The organism is Bradyrhizobium sp. MV1.5, assembly GCF_055807615.1.
On the sequence record NZ_JBVVPL010000005.1, the window covers coordinates 42,619 to 68,097 of the forward strand.

Sequence of the window (25,479 nt, forward strand, 5' to 3'; positions counted from 1 at the left end):
CGTCCTTCGCGAAGTTCAATCCCAAGCCCAGAGCGCTCATCATCATCCCCTGTCATGCCACCGCTTGCGAGCGTGCGACAGAGCGATGGCCTCGGGATAGGGCCGGAGTTGTCGCAACGCACAGGACCGGCCCGCAACCGGCGCGACGCGCCGAGGCACTTTTTAGTGCAGCGCTGCCCGCATGGAGAGCACGTCAGTGTGGATCGTTCCACCCAGGATAAGTGCAGCGCACACGAGTTTTCCAGGGCGAAAAGCCACATCCGTTGCACTGCAATCCACGCGCGGCGCAAATACTGTCTAATTTGCAGGCGATCGACCGGCGCTCCGGGCCATGCGATTGCTTATGAGCTATGCATGCCAGTCGGCTCAGCCTCTCTTTATTGTACGATCAGTAAGCGGTGGTTTTGCCCGCTCAACGCCTCGCGACGAGGCGGCGCCAGCCGATGGCAATGCCCGTGATGGAGAACAGAAAGCCGAGGGCGCAGAGCCCGACGACCAAACCGTCGCGCAGCAACGGGCGCGCGACGAGGGCGGGAAAATCCAGCGTGTGCAGCGCGCCGTAGAGCCAGCGATAGACCCGCCGCGACGAATCCAGCCTTTGCAGCAAATTGCCGTCGGCGCCGTCGATGTCGAACCAGAGGTCGCCGCAGTACGAGCGGTAGACCGGGGCACCCGGAACGGTGGACTGCGCGGGATAGTTGTCGTTGTCGGCAAGTACGGACGGTACGCCGCAGCCGGCCGCGAGACGCGCGGTCGGCCTCTCGACCTCCTGCACATCCAGAGATCCCGTCGCCCCATCGCGGGGCGCATCCCCTGCCTTAATCAAGGTCTGAGCGGCAAGAGCGGTGCGATCCCGCCGATAGAGATTGCCGTTGAAGGCAAACCATTCGATCTCACGGGCCGACGGCGACACAGGCTGCCGATCGAGCGATGGGGCAGCCGTCCAATTCGGTGAAGCGTTCATCACGCTGGATTCAGCCGAGGTCAATTGCCCACGCGAGAACAGCCGCCCGTGATCCATCGAGAGCCAGCCACTGAAAATCCAGGTCAGCACAAACACCATCGCCGCGAGGCCGATGAGATGATGCAGCGCATGCCAGCCACGATAGGGCGAGCCGATCAGACCGCATCGAGGTTTGATCCGCGCGAGGCCGAGCACAGCGCCCAACAATGCTGCGATCAGGGCCAGCAGCGACAAGGTCCAGACCACGCGATCCCACAGCGACCAATTACTTCGCAGGACTGTCGGATAGATCCAGTGCAGCACGCTGCCGACGAGATTCCAGGTCCGCTCGCTGCGCGTCGTATCCAGAACGATCTCGCCGGTGAGCGAGGAGACATAGACCTCCGTTGCGGCGGCGTCGCCCAGGGCAACTCGAAACAGGGGCCGATGGCGGTCAAAGCCGTTTGGCACGCTCCATTGGTCATAGTCCGCGCGCGCGACGATCGCGGCTTGCGCGGCATCCAGCCCACGGCTGCGTGCGTGGTCTCGCGCGATGGCCAGCGCGACCTCGGAAGACGAGACCGACGCATCGGCCCCATCGGAGGCGCGGACTGCGCCCGCGCGCGACGGCCCCGCGACGACATAGACCGGTCCGTTGCTGCGCTGGATCAGGCGAACGCGCGTCGCATCCGCGATGCCGCTCGCGGCAACGGCATCGGCGACCGCAATCCTGGTCTCAGCGCTAGCCAGCGGCACGAGCCCGGCAAAGCGTTCAGATTCCGTCAGGGAGGGAAACGGAACGAAGTGCATCACGATCCCCGTCGCGAACCACATCGCGAACAGCAGGCAGAACGCGATCCCGAGCCATCGATGCAGCAGGACGATCGCGCGCATCATCGATCAGCGTCCTACCACTTGAACGCGGCCGAAATTTCATAGGTCCTAGGCGCGCCCAGCAGGATCTGGTCGGGATAGAACGGATCGCCCCAGATCGCGTAACGCTTGTCGGCGATGTTGCGCACCCGGAAGGTCAGGCGGGCCTGGTCGACCGCGTTGAACACGGTCTTGGGGATGTCGACGAAGGCGTAGACATCGGCCACGGTGTAGGCCTTCAGCGTCACGGTGTTGGCATCGGTGTTGTAGCGGTCGCCGACATGGCGGCCGGTGATGCCGAGCTCGACCGCCCAGGGCGTGAAGAAACGGTACGACGCGCCGGCATTGGCGACGACGCGCGGCACGTTCGGCGGCGTGTTGCCGGCGAACGAGCCGCCGACAAAATCGTAGTCGGCGTAGCGCGCATCGACATAGGCGATGTTGCCCCAGAGACGCAGAGGCTCGATCGGACGCACGGACGCGGCAAGCTCGACGCCCTTCGATTCCTGCCGTCCGGCAAGATTGAGCTGCATGCCGCCGGCCGCGGCATAGACGTTCTTGCGCAGGATGTCGTAGGCCGAGAACGACCACTCCGCCCGGTTGTCCCAGAACAGATGCTTGACGCCGGTCTCATAGGTGCGCGCGGTGGTCAGGTTGAGCGGATCGGTCGGATTGAGCAGGAAGATGTTGTTGGCTGCGATGTCGGCGCCGGTCGCATATTGGCTGAAGAAGGTCAGGCCCGGAACGGCTTCCCACGTATAGCCGATACGGCCGGTGGTCGGGGCCCACGATTGCGAGAACGGGAAGTTCGCCTTCTCCAGACCGAACTTGTCGGTCGAATTGCGGTCGAGCCCAATATGCTCGACACGCAGGCCACCAACCAGTGCAAAGCTGCGCGTGAGCTTCAGCCGGTCCTCGAATGACAGCGCCTCATTGTCGATGCGCGCGGTCTGCTGCTGAATAGTGAGCAGGCCGTAGTAGCCGCGGGGCGGATCGACCAGTGGAACGGAATCGCCGGGGAAATTTGCGGCGCCCGGCCTCACGAAATCAAGATAGCTCGAGGACAGCGTCGTGACCAAGCGGTTGTCAAAGCCGGCGATATTCGCATCCCAGATCAGGTCGGTGATGTTGCCGACCAGGCGTTGGCTGTGCGCGACATAGAAGCGCTCACGGTCCACCAGGTTCGTACCGGAATTGAACGCCTCGATCTCATTGTTGAACCACGTGCGCTCTGCGCCGTAACCATAGGCCTGGCTTTTCAGCGTCAGGTCGGGCGCCAGCTTCAGCTCGAAACCGCCGCGCAGCCAGACCTCCTGTGCGACGTTGCGATTGTCGAGAACGTTGTAGTTGGTGTTGAAGGTGCGGTCATCGATCGTGACCGCACCGAGATTGGTTTTGTTGTAGTTCGAGATGTAATTGCCGGACACGATCCCCGTCGTCGCATGCGAGCCACTGAAGGCAATCGGCACCAGCGGCGCGCCCCAATAGGCCTTCGAGCGGTCCTCGCGGTACTCGATCGCGCCCCAGACCTTGAGACTGTCGGAGATGCGGTAATTGAGCTGGCCCGACACGTCGAGCGTCTTGGTGTTGGTGTCGTCGGCAAAGCCGTTGAGCGAGGAACGGCTGACGTCGAAGCGATAGTCCAGCCCCTGCACATTGGTGCTGCCGCCCGAGCCGTAATGCGCCCGGAACGAATTGAGCGAGTCCCAGGAGAAATCCGCCTCATTGCGGATCGGACCGGTGTGCGGCTGCTTGGTGACGAAGTTGATCGCGCCGCCGGCGGCGCCCTCGCCCGACATCAGCGATGCCGGCCCCTTCAGGAATTCGACAGCCTCCAGATTGGCCGTGTCGGTGATCCGCGAGGTCATGTTCTGCGGACCGATCTTGATGCCGTTGTAGAGTGTGTTGATCTGGCTGTTGGTGAAGCCGCGCATCGAGAAAGCCGAGGGTTCAGCCGGATTGTCGCCGGCTGTGACGCCGACTGCTCCCTGGGCGACGTCGGACACGGTGCGATAGCCCTGCTCGCGCATGGTTGCGGCCGAGATCACTTCCACGGTCGCGGGCGTTTCGCGCACGGTCAGGCCGAGGCGCGAGGCGCTCTCGGCGACGGCATTGGTATTGAGCGGCGTCTGCGCAACCGCGGTCGGCACGATAGGCTTCGGCGTGACAGATGCGGGCGCTGGCCTGCGCGCCGCTGCGCGGCGTGGGCCCTGCACGTCTCGTGCGGCCGGGCTGGCCTGCCTACGGGATTGTGGCGCCGAGACCTCGACGGGCGGCAGTGGCTCGCGGGCCTGCTGCGCCAAGGCCGCTGGCATGTCGATGGCGACAAAAGATGTGAGCGCCGCGGATGCGAGCAGGAGCGCGCGCGGTCGTACAATGCGAACGGGAGACACGGTCTTGGACCTCGGTATGACGTCAGTGGCACGTCACAGCGAACCAAGGTCCCATCTTCCGGCTCATAAGCCTTCCGATGAAGCCGAATGTCTGTACTCCCCGACCGACATCTTCGCGTGTGACCACGGCTGACGGCAGGTCTCCTGGCTCGCGGGTCAGTACCTTGCATCGCCTTCCCGGGACCGAGACACCCAGTGGCACGTGACGCAAGATTCGCCGCTTACAGTTGCGGGGGCAGCCACGGCATTGGGGACAACGTCCCCGCACCGCATTCCCTTTTCATCCCCTCTCGGGGAAACCGTCGCGAGCATCTAGGATTACGATCCAGACAGAGTCAATGTGCCAGTTGCGGCGTTATCGCCACAACGACCAGTTTCCTTGGAGATAAGCATGGAAGGCGAGACCTTCCTCTGGCTGATACGGCACGCGCCCGTCGATGGCGTCACGGGGACGATCCATGCAGCCGACGCGCCGGCCGATCTCGGCGCTCGCGCGCAGCTGGAGGCGCTGCGGCAGCGCCTGCCGCGGGACGCCGCGAGCTATGCGAGCCCTTCGCGGCGCACGGTCGAGACGGCTCGCGCGCTGGGGCGCGAGCCGCTGCAGGTGGACGAATTCAGCGAGCAAGACTTTGGCGAGTGGACCGGCCGTCGGCATGACGAGCTCGCCGCGACCGGTGGCGAGGCCTATGCACGGTTCTGGAGCGATCCGGCGCGCGGACGGCCGCCGGGCGGCGAAAGCTTTGAGGATCAAGTCGCGCGGGTCCGGCTGGGTCTGTCGAAGATCGGCGCCGGGGCCGCAACGCTCGTCGTGCATTCCGGCACGATCCGCGCGGCGCTGTGCATCGCGCTGGATCTGACGCCACAAGCGGCGCTGCGCTTTGTGATCGATCCGCTGTCGCTGACGCGGATCGACCGGCTCGCGACCGGCTGGCGCGTCGTCTGCGTCAATCAACCGATGATTTGATCAGGCCGGACGATCAGGCACATTGGCCTGCGCAAAGGTCGCCATGCCGTTGTGGAGCGCACAGGCCGACCGCACCAGCGGCAGCGCGATGGCCGCGCCCGATCCTTCGCCGAGCCTGAGATCGAGGCTGATCAGCGGTTGCACGTTGAGCGCGCGAAGCACCAGCCGATGCCCCTGCTCGGCGGACTGATGCGAGGCCAGCAGGAACGGCTGGCACGACGGGTTGAGCCGCGCCGCCGCCAGCGCCGCGACCGACACGATGAAGCCGTCGATCAACACGGGGATGTGGCGCTGCGCTGCTGCGATAACTGCACCGCAGATGGCCGCGATCTCGAGGCCGCCGACGGCGCACAGGATCTTTTCGGGCGAAGCGCCCGCAATGCCATGGCGTGCGATCGCAGCGTCGATCACCCGCGCCTTGTGCACACGGCCGGCCGCGTCGATGCCGGTGCCGCTGCCCGCGATCTCTTCCGCGCTCACGCCGAGCAAGCTCGCCGCAATCGCCGCCGATGTCGTGGTGTTGCCGATGCCCATCTCGCCGAAGATCAGAAGATCGGGCTGCCCGGCCTGCGCGCGCGTCACCGCACGTCGTCCGGCTTCGAACGCAAATGCCAGCTCTGTGGGGCTGAGCGCAGCTTCGACGCTGAAATCGCGCGTGCCGCTGCGCGGCTTGTCGGTCACGATCCCAGCCATCTCCTCCTGCGCCAGCGTGCCGGTGTCGACGACCTCCAGGCTGGAGCCCAGCTCACGCGCGAGCACCGAAATCGCAGCGCCGCCGGAGGCAAAATTCGCCAGCATCGCGATGGTCACTTCTTGCGGATAGGCCGAAACGCCCTGCGCGACGATGCCGTGATCGCCGGCGAAGATGATGATCGGCACCCGCGCCGCGCGCGGTTGCTCCGTTGCTTGCAGGCCCGCAAGCTCGATCGCGAGCTGCTCGAGCCGGCCGAGCGCGCCGGTCGGTTTCGTCAGTTGCGCCTGCCGCGCCACCGCCGCCTCGCGGTGGACTGCGGAGATATCCGGGCATTGTTGGGTGACCCATTCGGGGAGCATGCTGCCTCGCTTGCCTCACGGCCTGCGCTTGAGGATGTAACTGTCCATGATCCAGCCGTGCCGCTCGCGCGCCTCTTGCCGCACGGCGACGATACGCGGGCCGATCTCGGCCAGCGCGCCGGACATGATAATCTGATCGGGCAGGCCGAGATAGGCCCCCCACCAGATGTGCAGGTCCGCCGGATCAAGCGACTGGAACGCCGTGCCGCCATCGAGCATCACCACCACGGTATCGACACCTTGCGGCCAGCCGCCCTCGCGCAAGCGACGTCCCGTCGTGACCAGAAAGGGCTCGCCGATATCGTTGAGCGGCAGCGCATGCGCCGCACACAGCGCCTGGATCGAGGTGATGCCGGGCACAACCTCGATCTTTGGCGAGGGATTGAGCCGCCGCGCAATGCGCAGCGAAGAATCATAAAGCGAGGGATCGCCCCAGATCAGCAGCGCGACCTTGCCTTTGCCTTCGAGATGATCTGCGATCGTCTGCGACCAGACAGCGGCCACGGCATCGTGCCAATCGTCCACGCCCTTGCGATAGTCCGCTTCAGCGGCGTCGCGCACAGGCAGATCGAACTCGGCGATACGTGTCTTGTCGCTGGCGAGCACATCCGCGCAGATCGTCCGCCTGAGATCGGCGAGGTCGGACTTGGCCGTCCCTTTGCGCGGGATCAGGACGAGATCGGCCGCGTTGATGGCACCGATGGCGGCGCGCGTGAGCTGCCCGCGATCGCCGCAACCGATGCCTATCAGGGAGAGCGTGAGCATCGTGCCTGCGAGGGGCGGCCATTAACAGCCGCCCGTTCGCTTGTCTCTAGGCCGCGTTGTGCAAACGCGGCGTGACGAGGCCGGCCGCGGTGACGCCGCGCAGCGACTTCGCCAGCGCCAACACACCGAGATCGGCGATCGGCTCGATCACGATGACGAGCGCATAGGACGCCGCGAAGGTCGCGATGCTGGCAAGGTTGGTCGCGGCAAAACCGGCGCCATAGAGCGCCCAGAACGCCACCCAGGCGATGACGCCGGCCTGATAGGTCGTCGAAAGCGCCAGCGCCTGGCGGTACTTCAGATCGACATAGGCCGTGTTGCGCGAAATGATCCGCGTGGCGATTGCCTGGATCCCGAACAGCGGCACCAGCAGCGTGGTGACGTTCATGCCATATTGCGGCAAGTCGGGCGGCTCGAAGAAGATGCCCTGGAACAGCAGGCCGAACGCGAGGCCGAAGGCCGCAGGCGCCGCTCCAAACAGCAGGAACAAGGTCGAGCCGAGGATGAAGTGCACTTCGGAGACGCCGACCGGGAAGTGCGGCAGGATCTCGAAGAAGACGAACACGAGGCCCGTGGTGGCGAGCGTCCGCGCTGCGAACGACGTGATGCCCTGCTCGCGCACGGTCTCGACCGCGAGCTTCAAGGCAACGCCGCCGACGGCGATGCCGGTTGCATAACTCAGCACAAGCTTGGCGTCCGAGACTAGTCCGGGTTCGATATGCATGGCTCAGATCCTTCTTGCCGTCACACCCGACGGCCTTGGCCTCAAAACGTGCACGGCCGGTCTCCTGGCTCGCGGTTCACTGGGAGTCTCCGACCTTCCCGGGCCTTGCGGCCCAGTGGCTGATCGAAGTCCCTCACCGCTTACAGTCGCGGGGGCGGCTGGGGTTTTGGACGCCGCAACTTGGTCCGCCCACCCCCATTCCCGATTATGCTCCGGCGCTTTGCGCCGCGTCGAGCACCATGCCTCTCTTGTGTGCCCCTTTCGCCAGCCGGGCGTCAAGGGGCGAAGGGCGGCCGAGAGCGTCATGACGGATAATCCCCCGCCAGCGCGCCGAACAGGATGACGGCCGCCGTGGATGCCGCTCCGCCCCGCGCAAGCTGCTCGGCAAGTTCCGAAATGGTGGTGCGGACCAGTCGCTCATCGGGACGGCCGAGCGATTCGGCAAACAACGCCGGCGTGGTCGGGGCGAGCCCGTGCTCGATCAATTTTGCGACGAGCGCCGGAAATGTGCGCCGGCCCATATAGACCACGGTCGTCGCCTCGGGATCGGCCAGCGCCACCCAATTGAGGTCTGGCGGCAGCTCGCCGGTGACGTCCGCTCCGGTAATAAACTGCACCCGGCGCGAGGTGTGACGCCGGGTCAGTGGAATGCCGGCCTGAGCCGCAGCCACGCAGGCCGTGGTGACGCCTGGAATGATCTCGTAGCCGATGCCGGCTTCACGCAGGGTCTCGACCTCCTCCTCAAGCCGGCCAAAGATGCCGGCATCGCCGGACTTCAATCGCACCACGCGCGCGCCTGTTACGGCGTAGTCGACCAGCAATCGATTGACGTGGTGCTGCTTGGTCGAGGGCCGTCCCGCCCGCTTTCCCACCGCGACGAGATTGGCGCCGGGCCGGGCCAGATCGAGGATCGCGCCCGAAGCAAGATCGTCATAGAGCACGACGTCGGCCTCGCGCAGCCGCGCGGCACCCTTGAGCGTGAGGAGCTCGGGATCGCCGGGGCCGGCGGAGACGAAGGACACAAAACCGCTCACCGGTCCTCCGCGATCAGATGGAAGAACGTGCCGGTGGCTTGTCCCCGCCGCGAGCCGGTCTCGGCGATGACCGCGCCTGTCGCGTCGTGGACGACCGCCAGCGCCATGTCGGGCTGCGCGACGATCGTCGAATAGTGGAATTCGTGGCCACGCAGGCGTGCGCCGGCCTGATGGCCCGGCATCGGCGCGGCAAGCTCGGCCAAACGATAGCCCAGATGCATGCGGCGTTTGGCAAAGCTTGTCTCAAGGCCGAGCAGGCCCGTCATCTCGTGGCTGATGCCGTCGGCGTCGGTCAAAGCGCTGCCCAGCACCATATAGCCTCCGCATTCGCCGTGCACCGGACGCGTTTCGGCGAAGGCCCACAATCCGCTGCGGAAGCGCGCATTGGCCGCGATCCTGCCGGCCTGCAGCTCGGGATAGCCGCCAGGCAGCCAGCACACATCGGCGCCCGGATCAGGGCCCTCGTCAGCGAGCGGCGAGAATGTCGATATCTCGGCGCCCGCCGCGCGCCACGCTTCCAACATATGCGGATAGACGAAGGAGAACGCGGCGTCACGGGCCAACGCAATGCGCTGGCCGGGCGGCGTCACGTTCAGGCCGCTCCCGGCAGATGGCGGTGACCAGCTGGCAGCCGAACGCAACACCGCGTCAAGATCGACATGCTCGGCGACGAAGCGCGCGGCCTCGTCGATCAGCTTGCCGATCTCCGCCTGCTCCTCGGCCTGGACCAGCCCGAGATGCCGCTTCGGCAGGCTGATCTCGGCATGGCGCGGCAGCGCGCCGAACACGGCGATGCCGGCGTCCAGCAGCGCACGCCGCACGAGAGCTTCGTGGCGCGGGCTCGCAACGCGATTGAGCACGACGCCCGCAAGGCGCACACCGGGGCGGTAGTCGCGAAGGCCCGCCGCGATTGCCGCCGCCGTTTGTGCCTGGCCGGATGGATCGATCACCAGCAGCACCGGCCAGTCCAGCATCTCCGCAATGTCGGCGGTCGCCCCGGTGCCGCAGACGCCACGGGCAGCCACGCCGTCGAACAGGCCCATCGAGCCTTCGGCCAGCACGACATCGGCGTCAATGCCGCGACTGACGAGATGCGAGATTGTCCCGCGATCCATCGCCCAGCTGTCGACGTTGACTGAGGCGCGTCCTGTCGCGGCTGCATGAAACGCGGGATCGATGTAATCGGGGCCGCTCTTGAAGCACTGCACCCGCAATCCGCCGTTGCGCCAGGCGCGGGCAAGCGCCAGCGTCAGCGTGGTCTTGCCGACGCCCGACGCCGGCGCGGAGATGACGAGCCCTGCCGCCATCACGACACCTCCGGAAAGCGCGGCTCGGCGCCGACCGGCCGATAGCGACGGTCATAGTCGGCGGCATAGAGACGGCTCTCGGAAAAATCCGCCGAGCCCAGCGTTCTGCCGACCAGAATCAATGCAGTGCGCTCCATCTCGCTGCCGACAGCAGCGTCGAGTGTTGCGAGCGTGGCACGGACGATGCGCTGATCGGGCCAGCTCGCACGCCAGACGATCGCGACCGGGCAGTCCGCGCCGTAATGCGGCGTCAGCTCGGCGACGACCTTGTCGAGCAGATGAATCGACAGATGGATGGCGAGCACCGCGCCGGTAGCGGCGAAGGCGGCGAGCTTCTCGCCTTCGGGCATCGCGCTGGCGCGGCCCGGCGTGCGCGTCAGCACCACCGTCTGGGCAAGGCCGGGCAGCGTCAGCTCGACCTCCAGCGCAGCCGCGGCGGCCGAGAAAGAGGGAACCCCGGGCGTGACCGTGTAGGAAATGCCGAGCGCGCGCAGGCGGCGGAGCTGTTCGCCCATCGCCGACCAGATCGAGAGATCACCGGAATGCAGCCGCGCAACGTCCTTGCCGCCCGCATGCGCGGCAGCGATCTCCGCGATGATCTCGTCGAGCGACAGCGGCGCGGTGTTGACGATCCGTGCACCGGGCGGGCAATGCGCCAAGACGCCTTCAGGGACAAGCGAGCCGGCATAGAGACAGACCGGACAGGCTGCGATGAGGTCGCGGCCGCGCAACGTCAGCAGGTCAGGAGCGCCCGGCCCCGCACCGATGAAGTGCACCGTCATGCGCCGTCCCCTTCCGCGATCGCCGCGGTCGCGGTGCGATCCTGCGAGACCACCCGCGTCGCAATCAATCGCGCGCGAGGTCCAGCTGCCGCGAGCGCGGCCGCTTCGGCGACCGATCCCGTCCCGAACTTTTCCGCGATGAGCTTTGATTGTGTTGGCGTGTCGATGCCGGCCAGCATTTCGGCGGTGATTGCCTTGATCGGTATGCCGCATTCGCGCGCAAGCTGCTTCAGCGCGTCTGAGTCGGCCTTGTCGCTGACCGTTGCCACCGCTGCGAGACCTTCGGGACCACCAGCTGCCAGCAGCGCCTCACGCAGCGAGGCCAGCGTGACGTCCCGCTTGAATCCGAGCCCGGCGACCTTCATCGGACCGCACTCCATTGCACCACCGGCCGCGCTGCGTCCCAGGAACGGTAGCGGCCGAGCGGAGCGGCGTGCGCAATCTCGACCCGCATCAAGTCGCCGCCGTGGCGCTGGTGCAGTTCACCCACCAGCGCTTCCGTCTCCAGCGTCACTGAATGCGCGACCAGCCGCGTACCGGGCGAGAGCCGCGACCAGATGGCGTCGAACATCACGATGTCGAGCCCGCCGCCGATAAACACGGCGTCAGGCCCGTCCAGCGCAGCAAGGGCTTCAGGCGCCTTTCCCGCGATGATTGTGATCCGATGTGCCAACCCGAACGCCGCTGCGTTGTTGCGAATGTTCGCGGCGCGATCCTCGCGCGCCTCGACGGCGATCGCGGTGCCGCCGCACAGCGTCCACTCGACCGAAATCGAACCCGAACCTGCGCCAATGTCCCAGAGCCGTTCACCGGGACGCGGCGCCAGCGCCGAGAGCGCGAGCGCACGGACCGGACGCTTGGTGATCTGGCCGTCATGGACGAAGAGTTCGTCCGATAGTCCCGAACTGCGGGGAAGGCCCTGCGCTCCTCTCGCCTCCACGGCTACCGTGACCAGACTCCCGGCAAGATCGCCTGCGAAGCTGTCGGCGCGATGCGCGTCGATACTTTCGCGCGGCCCGCCAAGCGCAGCGAGCGTCCAGAATGCCGAAGCACCCCATCCACGCGCCGTCAGCCATTCTGCAAGATCACCGGCCGCCTTGCCATCGCGCACGAGGCAAATGATGCGTGCACCGTGCGCCAGATGCGGCACGAGACGCTCGAATGGCGCGGCGTGGAGACCGAGACAGGCAATTGCTTCGAGGCGCCAGCCCAATCGCGCGGCGGCGAGCGAGAATGTCGAGGCAGCTGGATACGCGATCCATTCGTCGCTATGGAGCTTTTCGGCGAGGCTCGCGCCGGCGCCAAACCAGAACGGGTCGCCGGAGGCGAGCACGACCGTTGGCTCGCCGCGGCGGCTCAGCACGATCTCTGCATCGAACGGCACCGGCCATGGACGGCCGCGCCCGGTCACGCCGGCAAGTGCAAGATGCCGTTCACCGCCAAAGACAGTTTCAGCCCTGGCGAGCGCCTTTCGGCTTGCCTCGGACAGCCCTGCGAGGCCATCTTCGCCGATACCGATGATGGTCAGCCAGGGATCAGCCATGACACGCGCCCTCATTCTGGGCGGAACGGCCGACGCGAGCTTGCTCGCGGCAGAGATCGCGCGCGCCGGCATCGACGCCGTGTATTCCTACGGCGGCCGCACCCGCGCGCCTGCCAATCAGCCGTTGCCGACGCGCATCGGCGGTTTTGGTGGCGTCAGCGGTCTTGCCGATTACATTCGTCGGGAAGGCATCACGCATGTGATCGACGCGACACATCCCTTTGCCGCCGAGATGAGCCGCAATGCGGTCGCGGCATGCGCGGAAACCGGCACGCCGCTGATCGCTCTGGAGCGTGCGCCCTGGATGAAGGCGCCCGGCGACAATTGGATCGAAATACCTGATGTCAACGCCGCGGTCGCCGCACTGCCCGACGCGCCGGCAAATGTGTTCCTCGCCATCGGCCGCCAGCACATCGCGCCGTTCGCGACCAGGACGCAGCACGCCTACACGCTGAGATTCGTCGATCCGCCGGATGCCCCCCTGCCCTTCGCCGCGGAGGTCATCGTGTCGCGGGGGCCGTTCACGCTTGAGGGCGAGCTGGAGATGATGCGCAAACGCAGCATCACCCGGATCGTCGCCCGCAATTCGGGCGGCGACGGCGCGCGCGCCAAGATCGATGCAGCCCGGATGCTGGCCCTGCCCGTGATCATGATCTCGCGACCGGAACTGCCCGAGCGCCAACGGGTCGAGAGCGCGGCCGAGATCATGACGTGGCTCTGTCATCGGACCTGCCTCGGCGCATAGACCCAGCGGCCGACGCGGCGTGTCTGCGAGTTGCCGACGATCACCAGCGTGCGCATGTCGGCCATTTCAGGTGTCGCTTCGTTCAGCCTGACGGTTTCGATCTTTTCATCAGCGGCGCTGATCGCGCGCGCGAAGATCACGAGGCGCTCGCCGCAGCCGGCCTCGTTCAGCACTGCGAGCGCACGGCCAAATCCTTCCGGCCGGCTCGCCGAGCGCGGATTGTACATCGCAATGGCAAAATCGGCTTCCGCGGCGAGCCGCAGGCGCTTCTCGATCACCGCCCACGGCTTGAGATTGTCCGACAGGTTGATCGCACAGAAATCATGGCCGAGCGGCGCGCCGGCGCGCGCGGCAGCCGCCAGCATCGCGGTGATGCCGGGCAGCACGCGGATCGGCAGCTCCCGCCATTGCGGCGCCTGTTCGAGCGCCTCGAACACGGCGGAGGCCATCGCGAAGACGCCGGGGTCGCCGGAGGACACGATGACGACTTGCCCACCTTCGGCCGCGAGCCGCAGTGCCTCGCTCGCGCGCTGCAGCTCTTCGCGATTGTCGGAGGGATGCAGCTTGAGTCCCGATCGCGGCGGCACTCGTGCGACATAGGGCGCGTAGCCCAGAATGTCGGTCGCAGCGGCAAGCGCGGCGGAGACTTCGGGCGTCACCAGCGCATCGCTGCCCGGCCCGAGGCCCGCGATGGTCAGCGTGCCCGTCATTCCGCGGCGTCCGGATGCCGGCCCCTGCCGTGCACGAGCACGATCGCGAAATACGGGCAGTCTGCGGCATCGATCTCGGCGAGCCGCACCACGCGCTCGCCCGGCATGGTGCCGCGCTCGACCAGCCACGCGTCGTCCAGCCGTCCGGCGGACGCGAGCGCGCGGCGCACCTTGGCGAGATTGCGCCCGGTCTTCATGATCACGAGCGCATCGGAATCGCGCATGCGGCGTTCGAGCTCTGCTTCGGCAAGCGTGCCCATGAGCACCGTCGTCACGTCATCTCCGAGCGCGATCGGCTGTCCCACGCCGTTCCAGCAGCCGACCATGCCGGGAATGCCGGCGATCACCTCGATCTCGACGCGGCCTTGCAGGCGCGTGTGCAGATGCATGAAGGAGCCGTAGAAGTAAGGATCGCCCTCGCAGAGCACGACGACATCGACTGCGCGCGCCAGCCGCGCCAGACGTTCCGCCCATTCGTCATGGAAGCCGGCAAGCAGCTGGACATATTCGGGCGTGTCGAAGGCGATCTCGGTGGTGACAGGATATTCCATCGGATATTCGGTAACGTCGGCCGCCAACATGCCCTCGACGATGCGGCGCGCCTGGCCGGGCCGGCCCTTCTTGCGGAAATAGGCGACATGCCTCGCGCCGCGTACCGTGCGATCGGCGCGCACGCTCATCATATCGGGATCACCGGGGCCGAGACCGCAGCAGATGATGCGTCCCATCGCTATTCGCTCCGGCTCGCCAACGCGTTCACGGCGGCGACCGTGATCGCGGAACCGCCGAGGCGGCCCTCGACCGTCAGCGCCGACACCGGCGGATCGGCCATCAGCGCAGCCTTGGATTCGGCCGCGCCGACAAAGCCGACCGGACAGCCGATGATCGCCGCGGGCCGCGGGCAGTCCCGGTCCTCCAGCATGTTGAGGAGATGAAACAACGCGGTCGGAGCATTGCCGATCGCCACGATTGCGCCGTCGAGATGCGGCCGCCATAGCTCGAGGGCCGCAGCCGAACGGGTGTTGCGCATGGACTGCGCGAGCGCGGGAACGGTCTCGTCGCCCAGGGTGCAGATGACGGCGTTGGCGGCGGGAAGCCGCGCGCGCGTAATTCCTTCGGAGACCATGCGCGCGTCGCACAGAATCGGTGCGCCCTTCTGCAACGCCGCGCGCGCGGCGACCGCCATGCCTGATGTGAAGCGGATATGCGCCTCCAGGCCGACCATGCCGGCGGCATGGATCATCCGCACCACGACCTGCTCCTCGTCCGGCGTGAAGCGCGCAAGATCGGCTTCTGCCCGGATGGTCGCAAAGGATTGCCGGTAGATCGCCGCGCCGTCGGTCTCGTAAATGTACGGCATCAGTGCCCTCCCATCAGGATGGAGGGATCTCGGACGATATCGTCGCGGTTCAGCCCTCGCAGGATGGGCTCATCGCGTGTCGACCCACCGCGCACAAGATCGAAGCCGGCGCCGGTCGCGACCAGAGTGATGGCAGCCGCACCGAAATGGGCGCAACCTTTGGCACAGCCGGAGACGTGGAGCCGTGCGGCCGCGCCGATGTTCGGCGCCAGGGCCGCGGCAAGGCCACGCGTATCGGCATGCGCCTCACGACAGCGTGGCGCACCGCTGCAGGCGATGACGCGCAACGCAGGGTCGTAGGCCTCGGTGATGAGACCGGTCGCGTTCGGCATCGCGCGCTTGCCTTCGCTCAAAACCATCCGCCATGGCGTCATGCGCAGCGCATGCCCGCAACCGGCGAACTGGTTGAGCGTTGCATGCGCCATCTGTCCGAAGGCGACCCCGACCATCGCACCTTGCGCATAGAGGCCGGGACGCGCCGCCGCCATGATCGGCGCCGGCTCGGCCTCGCCGCGCAATGCCGCCGACAAGATTGCACCGGTTGAAAGATGCGCCGCCATCCGCCCTCGCCCGCCTCTGGCGCCGCCTGAGGTCACGAACCAGTCGGCGAACGCGAGCGCGGTGGTCACGGCCTCGCCGCGCGCGACGGAGCGGCCAAGCTTGTCGCCATCAGCCCGCACCAGCAGTCCGCCGGAACGATCGCGCTCAATCCGCACGTCCGCGGAATCACCCGCAAGTACGCGTGAGGTGCCGTCATCGATCGCGAAGCCGAATTTGGTTGGAAGTTCGAGCGCGGTGTCGGCGAGCGCCTCCTCGAGTTCGGCGGCGAGCGATTGGGTCGTGTCCCCGGCACGCCAGAACGGCGTCACAAGGATGTTGCGACGGGATTCGGTGTCGGCGTCCGGGTCGAGCAGCGCCAGTTGCGAAAGGCCGTCGAGCAGCAGCCTATGGCTGGTCTCGTTGACGCCCCTGATCTGGAGATTGGCCCGGCTGGTCACGTCAATCAGGCCGTTGCCATGGCGTTCGGCGAGATGGGCCAGTCCGGAGATTTGCGCCGCATCGAGCCGTCCGCCGAACGGACGCACGCGGACCACGAGCCCGTCGCCCGATTGCATCGGGCGCAGCGCGCCGGGACACCAGCCCTTGACCACGGAAGCGCTCATGACGCCTCCCGCAGCGCAGCCGCAATCGAATTGCGGCGCGTTCGCCAGAGCGAGGCCTCATGCAGGCGCGTGAAACACGTCTCCATCGCGGCGAGTGCCGCCGGATTTTCGCGGGCCATGAAGGCACGAACGTCGTCATCGCCGAGCGTCGCATCGTAGTAGAGGTCGAACAGATGCGGCGGCACCGCGCCGGCCAGATGCGCGAAGGCGGCCATGTGCTCGAGCGTTGCGGTGATCTCGGCCGCCCCGCGAAAACCGTGGCGCATCATGCCGGCGATCCAGGCCGGATTGGCCGCGCGCGCGCGGACGACACGGGAGATTTCTTCGGTCAGCGTACGCGCATGCGGCTGCTCGGCGCGCGTCGCATCGAGATGATAGAGTGATGGCCCCGCCGCGCCGAGATGTGCTGCGGCCGCCGCAATGCCGGCTTCATGCGCTGCATAGTCGGCCGCGAGCAGAAGATCGGTTTCCGGCAAATCCTGCACGTGAACAAAAGCATCGGCGGATGCGAGCCGCTTCTCGATACCGGCACGATCGAGCTTGATTTCGCCATTGGCCGAGAACGCCCATGACGATGCCGAGAGCCACGCTTCGCCGGCGGCCTCGCGCGTCTCGGGCGTGAAGGCGTCCGGGATTGCCGAGAGACCCACGCCGTATTGTCCGGGACGCGGCGCGAACACGCGCGATATGCGATGGCGATATGGATTTTCGTCGCCCTCGTCCTCGCGCGTCGACAGCGCCTCGGCTGCCGCCTCGAACAATTGCGCAAGGCCTGAGAAGACGTCGCGAAACAGGCCCGAGACGCGCAGCGTGACGTCGATGCGGGGCCGGCCAAGCTCGGCAGGCGCGATGATGTCGTAGCCGGTCACACGGCCCGACGCGTGATCCCAGCGGGGCGCGAGGCCGGCCAGATGCAGCGCCATGGCAAACTCTTCGCCCGCGGTGCGCATCGTCGCCGAGCCCCAGAGATCGACGACAAGGCCCTTCGGCCAGTCGCCATGATCCTGCAGATGACGGCGGAGCAGCTCTTCCGCGAGCTTGATGCCTTGCGCATGCGCGGACGGCGTCGGCACCGCGCGCGGATCGACGGCAAAGAGATTGCGTCCCGTGGGCAGCACGTCCTGGCGGCCGCGATAGGGTGAGCCTGACGGCCCCGGCGCGACGCGCTGTCCTGCAAGCGCGACCCGCAAAGCGTCGCGTTCCGCTTCACCGCAGGCGCCGCGGCCGAACACGTGCAGGCCGTCGCCGAACTGGCTTTCCTTGAGATCGCAGACGAAGCGGTCGATCCGCGGAATCGCTTCGGCCGGCGCGGCGGCTGCATCGAGGCCAAGATCGTCTTCGAGACCAACCGCACGCGCTTCGTCACGGATCGCGGCGATCAGACGCTGGCGGCGGGCGGGATCGAGGCCATCGGCCGTCGAGTACTCGTCGAGGAGCTGTTCAAGCCTGCGCAATCCGTCTGGCACCGCTGATGCCGCGAGTTGCGGCGGCAGATGTCCGATGGTGACGGCACCCAGGCGCCGCTTGGCCTGCGCGGCCTCGCCGGGATCGTTGACGATAAAGGGATAAATGACGGGCAAATCGCCGATCAGGGCTTCCGGCCAGCACGCCTGCGACAGCGCCACGGATTTTCCGGGCAGCCATTCCAGCGTGCCGTGCGCGCCCATGTGCACGACGGCATCACAGCCCTGCTCCCGGAGCCAGAGAGAGAACGCGACATAGGCGTGGCGCGGCGTGCGGGCGAGATCGTGATAGTCGGCATCGCGCGTGGTCGCATCGCCACGCTCCGGCTGAACCGCGATGATCGACCGGCCGCATTGAATCGCGGCGAAATGGAAGGCGCCGTCGCGACAACCCGGATCGGTCTCCGGCGCGCCCCAGGCTTGCGCGAGATCATCCTGCAAGACTTTCGGAAGGCGCGAGAGTGCCGCGCGGTAATCGGCAACGCTCCAGTTCAAGGTCTGCTTGAGCAACGTCTCGCCGAGTCCGTGGACCGGCGCGACATCGAAGCCGGCCTCCGCGAGGTCGGACACCAAAGCCTCGACCGACGCCAGCGCATCGAGACCAACCGCATGCGCGATCTGATGCGGGCGGCCCGGATAGTTGGAGAGCACGAGTGCCAACCGCTTTTCAGCAGCCGGCGTCTCCGCAAGGCGCCGCCAGGCCGCAACGCGCGCGGCGACGGCCTTCACGCGCTCATCGTCCGGCCTGTGCGCCAGATGCGAAAATTGCAAATCGGGATCGCGCGTCGCTGCCGACTTAAAGCTCACCACGCCCGCAAACAGGCGGCCGTCGACCTCGGGCAGCACCACATGCATCGCGAGGTCGCCAGGCGACAGGCCGCGGAGCGAGCTCGCCCAATCCTCGCGCCGCGCCGTGGAGAGCGCGACCTGGAACACCGGGCAGGACGCGACATCGAACGGCGTCGTGCCGTCGTCTCCCATCGCCGAGAACGCCGTCGCATTGACGATCGCGGCCGGAGGATTTTGCGCGAGATACCCGCGCAACCAATCCGCAACGCCTGGAGCCTTCAGCGAGGTGACGAACACACCATGCGCGTCGTACCCCTTCTCGCGCAGCGCCGCGATCAGGGCATCGATCGGGCCTGTGTCTGCGGCGGTGAGATAGGAGCGATAGAAGGCCACGAGCGCGCGCGGCCTGCCCTCACCCGACGCCGGCGCGGCAATGACACCGCGCGCCGGATCGTAAAAGCCCATCTCGGGCACGGTCATCTCGCCGATAACAGGTCCCGCATAGAGGCCCGAGGCCAACGCAAGCTGAGCGATCGCGGCTTGCGCCGCGACAGGGCCGCCGGTGTCGCAGAGCACCTTGAGCCGCCGCAATGTCGAGACCGGCAGGGTCGAATATGCATCCAGTCGCGTGTCGTCGCGGCCGTCGGCCGGCAACACGGCCAGCACGATGCCGCGCTCCTTCACCAGTTGCTGCAGCGCCGCGAGCCCATACGGCCAGTAGGATTCCCCGCCGATCAGACGCACGAGGATGCCGCGCGCCTGCGCAAGCGTGCGCTCGATATAGGTGTCGACCGAGAGCGGATGACGGAGTTCGGCGAGATTGACGAGGCGTAGCGACGGCAGGCTGTCGCGGCCCCGGCGCCAGCCGGCCGCGAACGCCGCCAGATCGGAATCCGAATACGAGAGCACCACGAGATCGGCCGGGTCCTGGCCGATGTCCCTTGGTGTCGCAGTCTCCTCGAGACCGCGGCTCTCGCGGAAGACGACGTGCATCAGATACCGAGTCCCGCCTTGATCGCGGCTTCATCAATGTTTCCGTGCTCGCCGATCACGACGAGCTTTGACTGCCTCGCACCCATGCCCCAGGGCTTGTCGAACTGGTGTCGCACGCGCTCGCCGACCGCTTGCAGCAAGAGGCGCATCGGCTTGCCTTCCACCGCGATGTAACCCTTGACGCGCAGCACATTCTGCTCGCGCGCCAGACGCTGAACGGACGCAACCAGCGCGTCGATATCGGTGGCCTCAGGAAGATCGATCACGACGGACGCAAAATCGTCGTGCTCGTGATCCTCCTCGCCGTCGTGATGCGAAGGGCGCGCGGCGAGATCGTTCTCGGCGGCAGCGCCGAGGCCGAGGATGAGGCGGGCGTCGATCGCACCGTCGGTGATCGCCAGCATCGGCACGCGGCGCGGCATCTCGGCGGTGATCGCCGCCTTGGCCGCTTCGAGGCCTGCCGCGCCCGCAAGATCGGCCTTGGTCAGCAGCACGATGTCGGCGCAGGCAATCTGGTCCTCGAACACTTCCGACAGCGGCGTCTCATGGTCGAGATTGCCGTCCGCCGCGCGCTGCGCCTCGACGGCGTCAGGATCGGGCGCGAAACGGCCGGCGGCGACAGCTTCGGCGTCGGCCAGCGCGATCACGCCATCGACCGTGATGCGCGAACGGATCTCCGGCCAGTCGAATGCCTTCAGCAGCGGCTTGGGCAGCGCCAGGCCCGAGGTCTCGATCAGAATGTGATCGGGCCGCACCGACCGCGACAGCAGCTTCTCCATGGTCGGAATGAAATCGTCGGCAACAGTGCAGCAGATGCAGCCATTAGCAAGTTCGATGATGTTCTCTTCCGGACAATTCGCATCGGCGCAGGATTTCAGAATCTCGCCATCGACGCCCTCGCTGCCGAACTCGTTGACGAGCACCGCCAGCTTCTTCCCGTTGGCGTTGGCAAGCAGATGCTGGATCAGCGTGGTCTTGCCGGAGCCGAGAAAGCCTGTGACGACCGTGACCGGGACTTTTGCGAGCGAATTCATTTGGCGGCCTCCGGCACGACGGCCAAGGGGGGAATGGGGGGAATGCGGGCAAGCGATTGCTTGCGGAAGATCTCCGGGCGGCTGCGCCAGGGCACGAGGCCGTCGGGCGCGGCCACATAGGCCGCGGCGCCCGCGACCACGTCGCTCGCATTCGCATCCGACAGACGGCCATAGACATAGGACCAGCGGCCGGGCGCGCTGAGCGCGACCGAGCAACCCTGGTTGCAAGCCGAGAGGCATTCGACGGGAACCACGCTGACGCCGTCAGGCACACCGGCTTCGAGGATCGCACCGTGCAGGCGCTTGCCGGGCGTCGTCTCGCCCTCGCCAAGCGTCTGGCCGGCGCGGCAGGTGATGCAGACATGAAGTGTGACGGTCATCGCTTCTTCCAGAATAAACAGCGGGAAGCGATGAGGCCCACGAACCGCTCTTGCGAAGGCCCGTTTCCCCGTCGCGGAACACCCCGTCCGCCGGTCCAAAATCGTCCGCGCTGGCAGGTCTCCCGGCTTCCGGAGCAGGGTTTCCCCTTCGATCCCCGCCTTCCCGATCCCGTAGGGGATCAGTGGCTTCGGGCATCTCTCCGGTCACGGTCGCGGGGGCGGCTGCATTTTGGAACCAAATCTTGCCGATTCGGACCCTATCGCATTCCCTCTTCGCCTGTCGTAGGACAGGAACCAACGCCGGGTCACCATTTGCCCCCGACCGCCTCTTGTCAAGCCGAAGGACCCCGTCCGATGACGTCAGAACCGGATACCCAGACGGCCGACGAAACCGACGCCCGCCACGCCTCGAAAATGGCGAAGAAGAAGGTCGCCCGCGACAAGATCATGGCGACCAAGAGCGGCGAAAAAGGCCTCATCATCGTCCACACCGGCGCCGGCAAGGGCAAGTCGTCCTCGGCCTTCGGCATGATCGTCCGCTGCGTCGCCCATGGCTTCCCCTGCGCGGTCGTGCAGTTCATCAAGGGCGCCTGGGATACCGGCGAGCGCCGCATGCTCACCGGCCATTTCGGCGACCTCTGCCAATTCCACGCCATGGGCGAGGGTTTTACCTGGGAGACGCAGGACCGCGCTCGCGACATCGCCGCCGCGCGCACCGGCTGGGAGAAGGCCAAGGAGCTGATCCTCGACCAGAATCTCCGCATGGTCGTGCTCGACGAGATCAACATCGCGCTGCGCTACGATTATCTCGACATCGCCGAGGTCGTCGATTTCCTGGTGACCTCGAAGCCGCCGATGACGCATGTCGTGCTCACCGGACGCAACGCCAAGGACGAGCTGATCGAGATCGCCGATCTCGTCACCGAGATGACGCTGGTCAAGCATCCCTTCCGCTCCGGCATCAAGGCGCAAGCCGGCGTCGAGTTCTAAGAAACTCGCGATGGCGCGCGCATTGATGATCCAGGGGGCCGGCTCGGACGTGGGCAAGTCGCTCATCGTTGCCGGCCTCGCGCGCGCCTTTGTGCGACGCGGCCTGCGCGTGCTCCCGTTCAAGCCGCAGAACATGTCGAACAACGCGGCCGTCACCGTCGACGGCGGCGAGATCGGCCGCGCCCAGGCACTCCAGGCGCTGGCCGCTCGCGTCGAGCCGCACACCGACATGAACCCGGTGCTGCTCAAGCCCGAGACCGATGTCGGCGCGCAGGTGATCGTGCAAGGGAAGCGCCTCGCGACCGCGCGTGCGCGTGAATATGCGGCGATGAAGCCGTCATTGATGGGCGCGGTGCTGGAGAGTTTTGAGCGGCTGAAAGCGCGCGCCGATCTCGTGCTGGTGGAGGGCGCCGGCAGTCCGGCCGAGGTGAACCTGCGCAAGGCCGACATCGCCAACATGGGCTTTGCGCGCAAGGCCGATGTGCCGGTCGTGCTGGTCGGCGACATCGACCGCGGCGGGGTCATCGCGCAACTCGTCGGCATCAAGACGGTGATCGACCCGGATGATGCCGCGATGATCCGGGGTTTTATCATCAACAAGTTCCGCGGCGATCCCACATTGTTCGACGACGGCTACAGACTGATCGAAGAAAAGACCGCATGGCGCGGCCTCGGCGTGCTGCCCTGGTTCGCGCGCGCCGGCGAACTGCCGGCCGAGGATGCGCTGGGCCTGAGCGATGCGCGCAAGCCGGGCCAATGCAAGATCGCCTGTCTCGCGCTGTCGCGAATCGCCAATTTCGACGATCTCGATCCTCTGAAGCTCGAGCCCGGCGTCGATCTCGTGATGGTGCGGCCGGGCGAAGCAATTCCCGGCGACGTCAGGCTCGTCATCATCCCCGGATCGAAATCCACCCGCGGCGACCTCGCCTTCCTGCGCGCGCAGGGCTGGGACATCGATCTCCTGGCGCATCACCGCAGAGGCGGCCATGTGCTCGGCCTCTGCGGCGGCTATCAGATGCTCGGGCGCAGCGTCACGGATCCCGATGGGATCGAGGGCCCCGCGGGCGACACAGATGGCCTCGGGCTTCTGGATGTGGCAACGGTGATGAGCCCGCAGAAGACGCTGACGCGTGTCGCGGCCGTGCATGCCGCGACGGATCAGCCGATCGAGGCTTATGAAATCCACATCGGGCGCACCGATGGGCCGGATCGCGCGCGGCCATTCGCAAGGCTGAACGGCGAACCGGAAGGCGCGATCTCGCGCGACGGACGCGTGCAAGGCAGCTATCTGCACGGCCTGTTCACGTCGGATGATTTCCGTAAGGCCTTTTTGGCGAAGCTCGACATTCCCGCCGGCGAGGAGCCCTATCACGCCAGGGTCGAGAGCGCGCTCGATGCGCTCGCCGATCACATCGAGCAACATCTCGACGTCGACGGCCTGCTCGCGCTAGCGCGCTAGCGCCTCGGCCAGGCGCGTCCATTCGGATTCGCCGCCCGGAAGCCCGAGGCGCAGCCATGTCGGCTCCCGCGCGAACACGCGCGACCAGATGTGGCGACGCGCCAGCTGCTCCTGTGCGGCAAGCGCGTCAGGCGTCCCGTAAAGACGAAACAGCTGCGTCCCGCCAATGACCGTCAAACCTTGCGACTGCACCAAGCCGTCGAGGCGAACGCAGTCTCGCACGAGCCGCGCGGACGTGGCCTCGGCCCAGGCATCGTCACGCAGAGCGCGGCAGCCGATCGCGATCGCCGCTCCCGAGACCGGCCAAGGCCCCGACATCGATGCGAGCCTGGCGATGTCGGACGAATTGCCGAGCGCGAAGCCGAGCCGCAGGCCGGCAAGGCCGTAAAACTTCCCGAAGGAGCGCAGGATCAGCAGCCCCGGCCGGTCCTCGGATGCAAGCGATAGCTGCGGGGCCACATCGGCAAAACTCTCGTCGACGACGAGACGGCCGACGCGCGGCAGCAGCGCCAGCAAATCCTTTGGTGCGTAGCATCGGCCATCAGGATTGTTGGGATTGACGACAATGGCGAGATCCGCGCCCGCCAGCGCGTCGAGTTCCCCGACCTCCTGGACTTCCCAGCCCGCCCCCGAGAGGACCCCGGCATATTCGTTGTAGGTCGGCGCGAGGATGCGCGCGCGGCCGGGCGGCGCGAGCTGCGGCAGCAGTTGAATCGCGGCCTGTGCGCCGCCAAGCGCGACAACCGCCGCGCTGGTGCCGTAAGCGTGCCGCGCCGCCTGATGCAGCGCCTCGATCTCGGCGCGCGACGGCAACGCGCTCCACGCGCGCGAGCTCACCTCGCCCACGGGATAAGGCAGGCGGTTGATGCCAGTCGACAGATCGATCCAGTGCTCCGTGGGGCCACCGAAACGCTGCTGGGCCAGATCGAGATTTCCACCGTGCTCGCGCATGCGCTGTTCTTTCACGCGAAGGCCAGGATCGCAAGGACACCGGCGAGCAGCAGCATGGCGCGGCGGTAAACCGTCAATCCCCGATCGATGTCGGCGGCAAGCGGATCGCGCGCACCTTCATTCAGCCAGGGCTCGTTGGTGGTGCTGCCGTGATAGATCCGCGGACCGCTGAGCCGCACACCAAGCGCGCCGGCCATGGCGGCTTCCGGCCAGCCGGCATTGGGCGATCGATGTCGGCGTGCGTCCCGCGTCATGCACGACAGCGCCTCTGATCGCCGTGGCGCCAGCAGCACGAACAGACAGCCGGTCAGCCGCGCCGGAATGAAATTGGCGACATCGTCGATGCGCGCCGCGGCCCAGCCGAAAGCTTCGTGGCGCTCGGAGCGATGGCCGATCATGGAGTCCAGCGTGTTGATCGCCTTGTAGCCCAAAATGCCGGGCAAGCCGAACAGCGCGCCCCAGAACATCGGTGCGACGATGCCGTCGGATGCATTCTCGGCGAGGCTCTCGATCGCCGCACGAGCAATCCCGGCCTCGTCGAGCGCTGCGGGATCGCGGCCGACGATGCGCGAGACCGCCTCGCGTGCGGCGACGGTGTCACCGGCCCGCATGGGATTTGCGACGGCAGCCACGTGGTCGTGCAACGAACGCAAGGCGACCAGCGGCCAGGCCAGGACGCCGACCAGCACGATCTGGATCCAGCCCACGGCAAGCAAGGACTGAAGCGTCCAGCCGAGCGCGACGGAGAGCGCGATCACCACGAGCGCACCGGCGAGACCCGCGGCGCGGCGGAATGCCGGCGTATCGGACGGCCGATTCCAGGCAGCGTCGATGGTAGAGATCAGCCGGCCCAGCCAGGTGACAGGATGGCCGATGTGCGCGAACAACCACGACGGCCAGCCCAACAGGGCATCCACCGCCATCGCCACCGCCATCGCACCCGCAAAACCCACACCCGTCTCCTGTCCCGCCCCTGTTGCGCAAAGGGTGGTCGAAGCGCAAGCCCCCGGCTGGCGGATTTCGGCTTTGTTTTTGGCCGCGTTTGGTGATTAGTGCAGGCC

At 66.8% G+C, this 25,479-nt stretch carries 23 protein-coding genes and 3 riboswitches; of the genes, 4 read left to right on the forward strand and 19 right to left on the reverse strand.

Features of this window, described 5'->3' with window-relative positions; all coding sequences use genetic code 11:
• Positions 1 to 412 precede the first annotated feature (412 nt).
• A complete protein-coding gene (locus AC0L2J_RS06570; protein ID WP_473387960.1) occupies positions 413 to 1,840 on the reverse strand; it encodes a PepSY domain-containing protein in 1,428 nt (475 codons plus the stop codon).
• An 11-nt stretch (positions 1,841 to 1,851) separates the two neighbouring features.
• Positions 1,852 to 4,209: a TonB-dependent receptor gene (locus AC0L2J_RS06575; protein WP_473387962.1), complete on the reverse strand. Its 2,358-nt coding sequence runs from the start codon at positions 4,207 to 4,209 to the stop codon at positions 1,852 to 1,854.
• A gap of 117 nt (positions 4,210 to 4,326) precedes the next feature.
• A riboswitch (cobalamin riboswitch) is annotated at positions 4,327 to 4,528 on the reverse strand.
• Positions 4,529 to 4,600: 72 nt separating this feature from the next.
• On the opposite strand from AC0L2J_RS06575, the gene AC0L2J_RS06580 reads away from it, so the two are divergent.
• Positions 4,601 to 5,173 (forward strand): histidine phosphatase family protein, encoded by a 573-nt coding sequence (locus AC0L2J_RS06580; RefSeq protein ID WP_473387965.1) that lies wholly within the window; start codon positions 4,601 to 4,603, stop codon positions 5,171 to 5,173.
• Here the strand turns inward: AC0L2J_RS06580 and cobT are convergent, their stop codons facing one another.
• From cobT to cbiE, 8 genes are all read right to left on the reverse strand, one after another.
• Complete coding sequence (cobT, locus tag AC0L2J_RS06585) at positions 5,174 to 6,226, reverse strand: nicotinate-nucleotide--dimethylbenzimidazole phosphoribosyltransferase (RefSeq protein ID WP_473387969.1); 1,053 nt, start codon at positions 6,224 to 6,226, stop codon at positions 5,174 to 5,176.
• A 15-nt stretch (positions 6,227 to 6,241) separates the two neighbouring features.
• On the reverse strand, positions 6,242 to 6,991 hold the full coding sequence (gene cobF, locus AC0L2J_RS06590; RefSeq protein WP_473387971.1) for a precorrin-6A synthase (deacetylating): 750 nt from the start codon (positions 6,989 to 6,991) through the stop codon (positions 6,242 to 6,244).
• Between the two features lie 46 nt (positions 6,992 to 7,037).
• On the reverse strand, positions 7,038 to 7,715 hold the full coding sequence (locus tag AC0L2J_RS06595; RefSeq protein ID WP_473249688.1) for an energy-coupling factor ABC transporter permease: 678 nt from the start codon (positions 7,713 to 7,715) through the stop codon (positions 7,038 to 7,040).
• A gap of 37 nt (positions 7,716 to 7,752) precedes the next feature.
• Positions 7,753 to 7,972, reverse strand: a riboswitch (cobalamin riboswitch).
• A 45-nt stretch (positions 7,973 to 8,017) separates the two neighbouring features.
• The gene (gene cobA, locus AC0L2J_RS06600) at positions 8,018 to 8,749 is read right to left on the reverse strand and encodes a uroporphyrinogen-III C-methyltransferase (protein WP_473249687.1); all 732 of its coding nucleotides are present in this window, start codon (positions 8,747 to 8,749) and stop codon (positions 8,018 to 8,020) included.
• A complete protein-coding gene (locus AC0L2J_RS06605; protein WP_473387976.1) occupies positions 8,746 to 10,056 on the reverse strand; it encodes a cobyrinate a,c-diamide synthase in 1,311 nt (436 codons plus the stop codon). Before AC0L2J_RS06605 ends, cobA begins: the two co-directional genes overlap by 4 nt.
• On the reverse strand, positions 10,056 to 10,838 hold the full coding sequence (gene cobM, locus AC0L2J_RS06610; protein ID WP_473387980.1) for a precorrin-4 C(11)-methyltransferase: 783 nt from the start codon (positions 10,836 to 10,838) through the stop codon (positions 10,056 to 10,058). Before cobM ends, AC0L2J_RS06605 begins: the two co-directional genes overlap by 1 nt.
• On the reverse strand, positions 10,835 to 11,203 hold the full coding sequence (locus AC0L2J_RS06615; RefSeq protein ID WP_473387983.1) for a cobalamin biosynthesis protein: 369 nt from the start codon (positions 11,201 to 11,203) through the stop codon (positions 10,835 to 10,837). The genes cobM and AC0L2J_RS06615 overlap by 4 nt, the downstream gene beginning before the upstream one ends.
• A complete protein-coding gene (gene cbiE / locus AC0L2J_RS06620; protein ID WP_473387985.1) occupies positions 11,200 to 12,381 on the reverse strand; it encodes a precorrin-6y C5,15-methyltransferase (decarboxylating) subunit CbiE in 1,182 nt (393 codons plus the stop codon). The genes AC0L2J_RS06615 and cbiE overlap by 4 nt, the downstream gene beginning before the upstream one ends.
• Here cbiE and AC0L2J_RS06625 point away from each other — a divergent pair.
• Complete coding sequence (locus AC0L2J_RS06625; RefSeq protein WP_473387988.1) at positions 12,380 to 13,126, forward strand: cobalt-precorrin-6A reductase; 747 nt, start codon at positions 12,380 to 12,382, stop codon at positions 13,124 to 13,126. The two genes, cbiE and AC0L2J_RS06625, sit on opposite strands and share 2 nt — an antisense overlap.
• On the opposite strand, the gene cobJ is transcribed toward AC0L2J_RS06625, so the two are convergent.
• From cobJ to AC0L2J_RS06660, 7 genes are read right to left on the reverse strand one after another with little or no spacing between them, the layout of a single operon-like run.
• On the reverse strand, positions 13,102 to 13,836 hold the full coding sequence (cobJ, locus tag AC0L2J_RS06630; RefSeq protein WP_473387990.1) for a precorrin-3B C(17)-methyltransferase: 735 nt from the start codon (positions 13,834 to 13,836) through the stop codon (positions 13,102 to 13,104). The two genes, AC0L2J_RS06625 and cobJ, sit on opposite strands and share 25 nt — an antisense overlap.
• Entirely contained in the window at positions 13,833 to 14,564 is a 732-nt protein-coding gene (locus AC0L2J_RS06635; protein ID WP_007608520.1) for a precorrin-2 C(20)-methyltransferase, read from the reverse strand. Before AC0L2J_RS06635 ends, cobJ begins: the two co-directional genes overlap by 4 nt.
• Before the next feature lie 2 nt (positions 14,565 to 14,566).
• Positions 14,567 to 15,196, reverse strand: coding sequence for a precorrin-8X methylmutase (locus AC0L2J_RS06640; RefSeq protein ID WP_063992975.1), 630 nt, complete (start codon positions 15,194 to 15,196; stop codon positions 14,567 to 14,569).
• Positions 15,196 to 16,359: a precorrin-3B synthase gene (gene cobG, locus AC0L2J_RS06645; RefSeq protein ID WP_473387994.1), complete on the reverse strand. Its 1,164-nt coding sequence runs from the start codon at positions 16,357 to 16,359 to the stop codon at positions 15,196 to 15,198. The genes AC0L2J_RS06640 and cobG overlap by 1 nt, the downstream gene beginning before the upstream one ends.
• Positions 16,356 to 19,604, reverse strand: coding sequence for a cobaltochelatase subunit CobN (cobN, locus tag AC0L2J_RS06650; protein WP_473387997.1), 3,249 nt, complete (start codon positions 19,602 to 19,604; stop codon positions 16,356 to 16,358). The genes cobG and cobN overlap by 4 nt, the downstream gene beginning before the upstream one ends.
• Positions 19,604 to 20,638 (reverse strand): cobalamin biosynthesis protein CobW, encoded by a 1,035-nt coding sequence (cobW, locus tag AC0L2J_RS06655; protein WP_473388000.1) that lies wholly within the window; start codon positions 20,636 to 20,638, stop codon positions 19,604 to 19,606. Before cobW ends, cobN begins: the two co-directional genes overlap by 1 nt.
• Complete coding sequence (locus AC0L2J_RS06660) at positions 20,635 to 21,018, reverse strand: DUF1636 family protein (protein ID WP_473388002.1); 384 nt, start codon at positions 21,016 to 21,018, stop codon at positions 20,635 to 20,637. The genes cobW and AC0L2J_RS06660 overlap by 4 nt, the downstream gene beginning before the upstream one ends.
• 95 nt (positions 21,019 to 21,113) lie before the next feature.
• Positions 21,114 to 21,332: riboswitch (cobalamin riboswitch) on the reverse strand.
• Positions 21,333 to 21,372: 40 nt separating this feature from the next.
• Between AC0L2J_RS06660 and cobO the strand changes: the two genes are divergently transcribed.
• Positions 21,373 to 22,008, forward strand: a complete 636-nt coding sequence (gene cobO, locus AC0L2J_RS06665) for a cob(I)yrinic acid a,c-diamide adenosyltransferase (protein WP_473388003.1) — start codon at positions 21,373 to 21,375, stop codon at positions 22,006 to 22,008.
• Positions 22,009 to 22,018: 10 nt separating this feature from the next.
• Positions 22,019 to 23,467 (forward strand): cobyric acid synthase, encoded by a 1,449-nt coding sequence (locus AC0L2J_RS06670; protein ID WP_473388005.1) that lies wholly within the window; start codon positions 22,019 to 22,021, stop codon positions 23,465 to 23,467.
• Here AC0L2J_RS06670 and cobD read toward each other — a convergent pair.
• Together cobD and cbiB are read right to left on the reverse strand one after the other, a co-directional pair.
• On the reverse strand, positions 23,456 to 24,418 hold the full coding sequence (gene cobD / locus AC0L2J_RS06675; protein WP_473388007.1) for a threonine-phosphate decarboxylase CobD: 963 nt from the start codon (positions 24,416 to 24,418) through the stop codon (positions 23,456 to 23,458). The genes AC0L2J_RS06670 and cobD overlap by 12 nt on opposite strands.
• Before the next feature lie 11 nt (positions 24,419 to 24,429).
• Positions 24,430 to 25,371, reverse strand: a complete 942-nt coding sequence (gene cbiB / locus AC0L2J_RS06680) for an adenosylcobinamide-phosphate synthase CbiB (protein WP_007608494.1) — start codon at positions 25,369 to 25,371, stop codon at positions 24,430 to 24,432.
• Positions 25,372 to 25,479 lie beyond the last annotated feature (108 nt).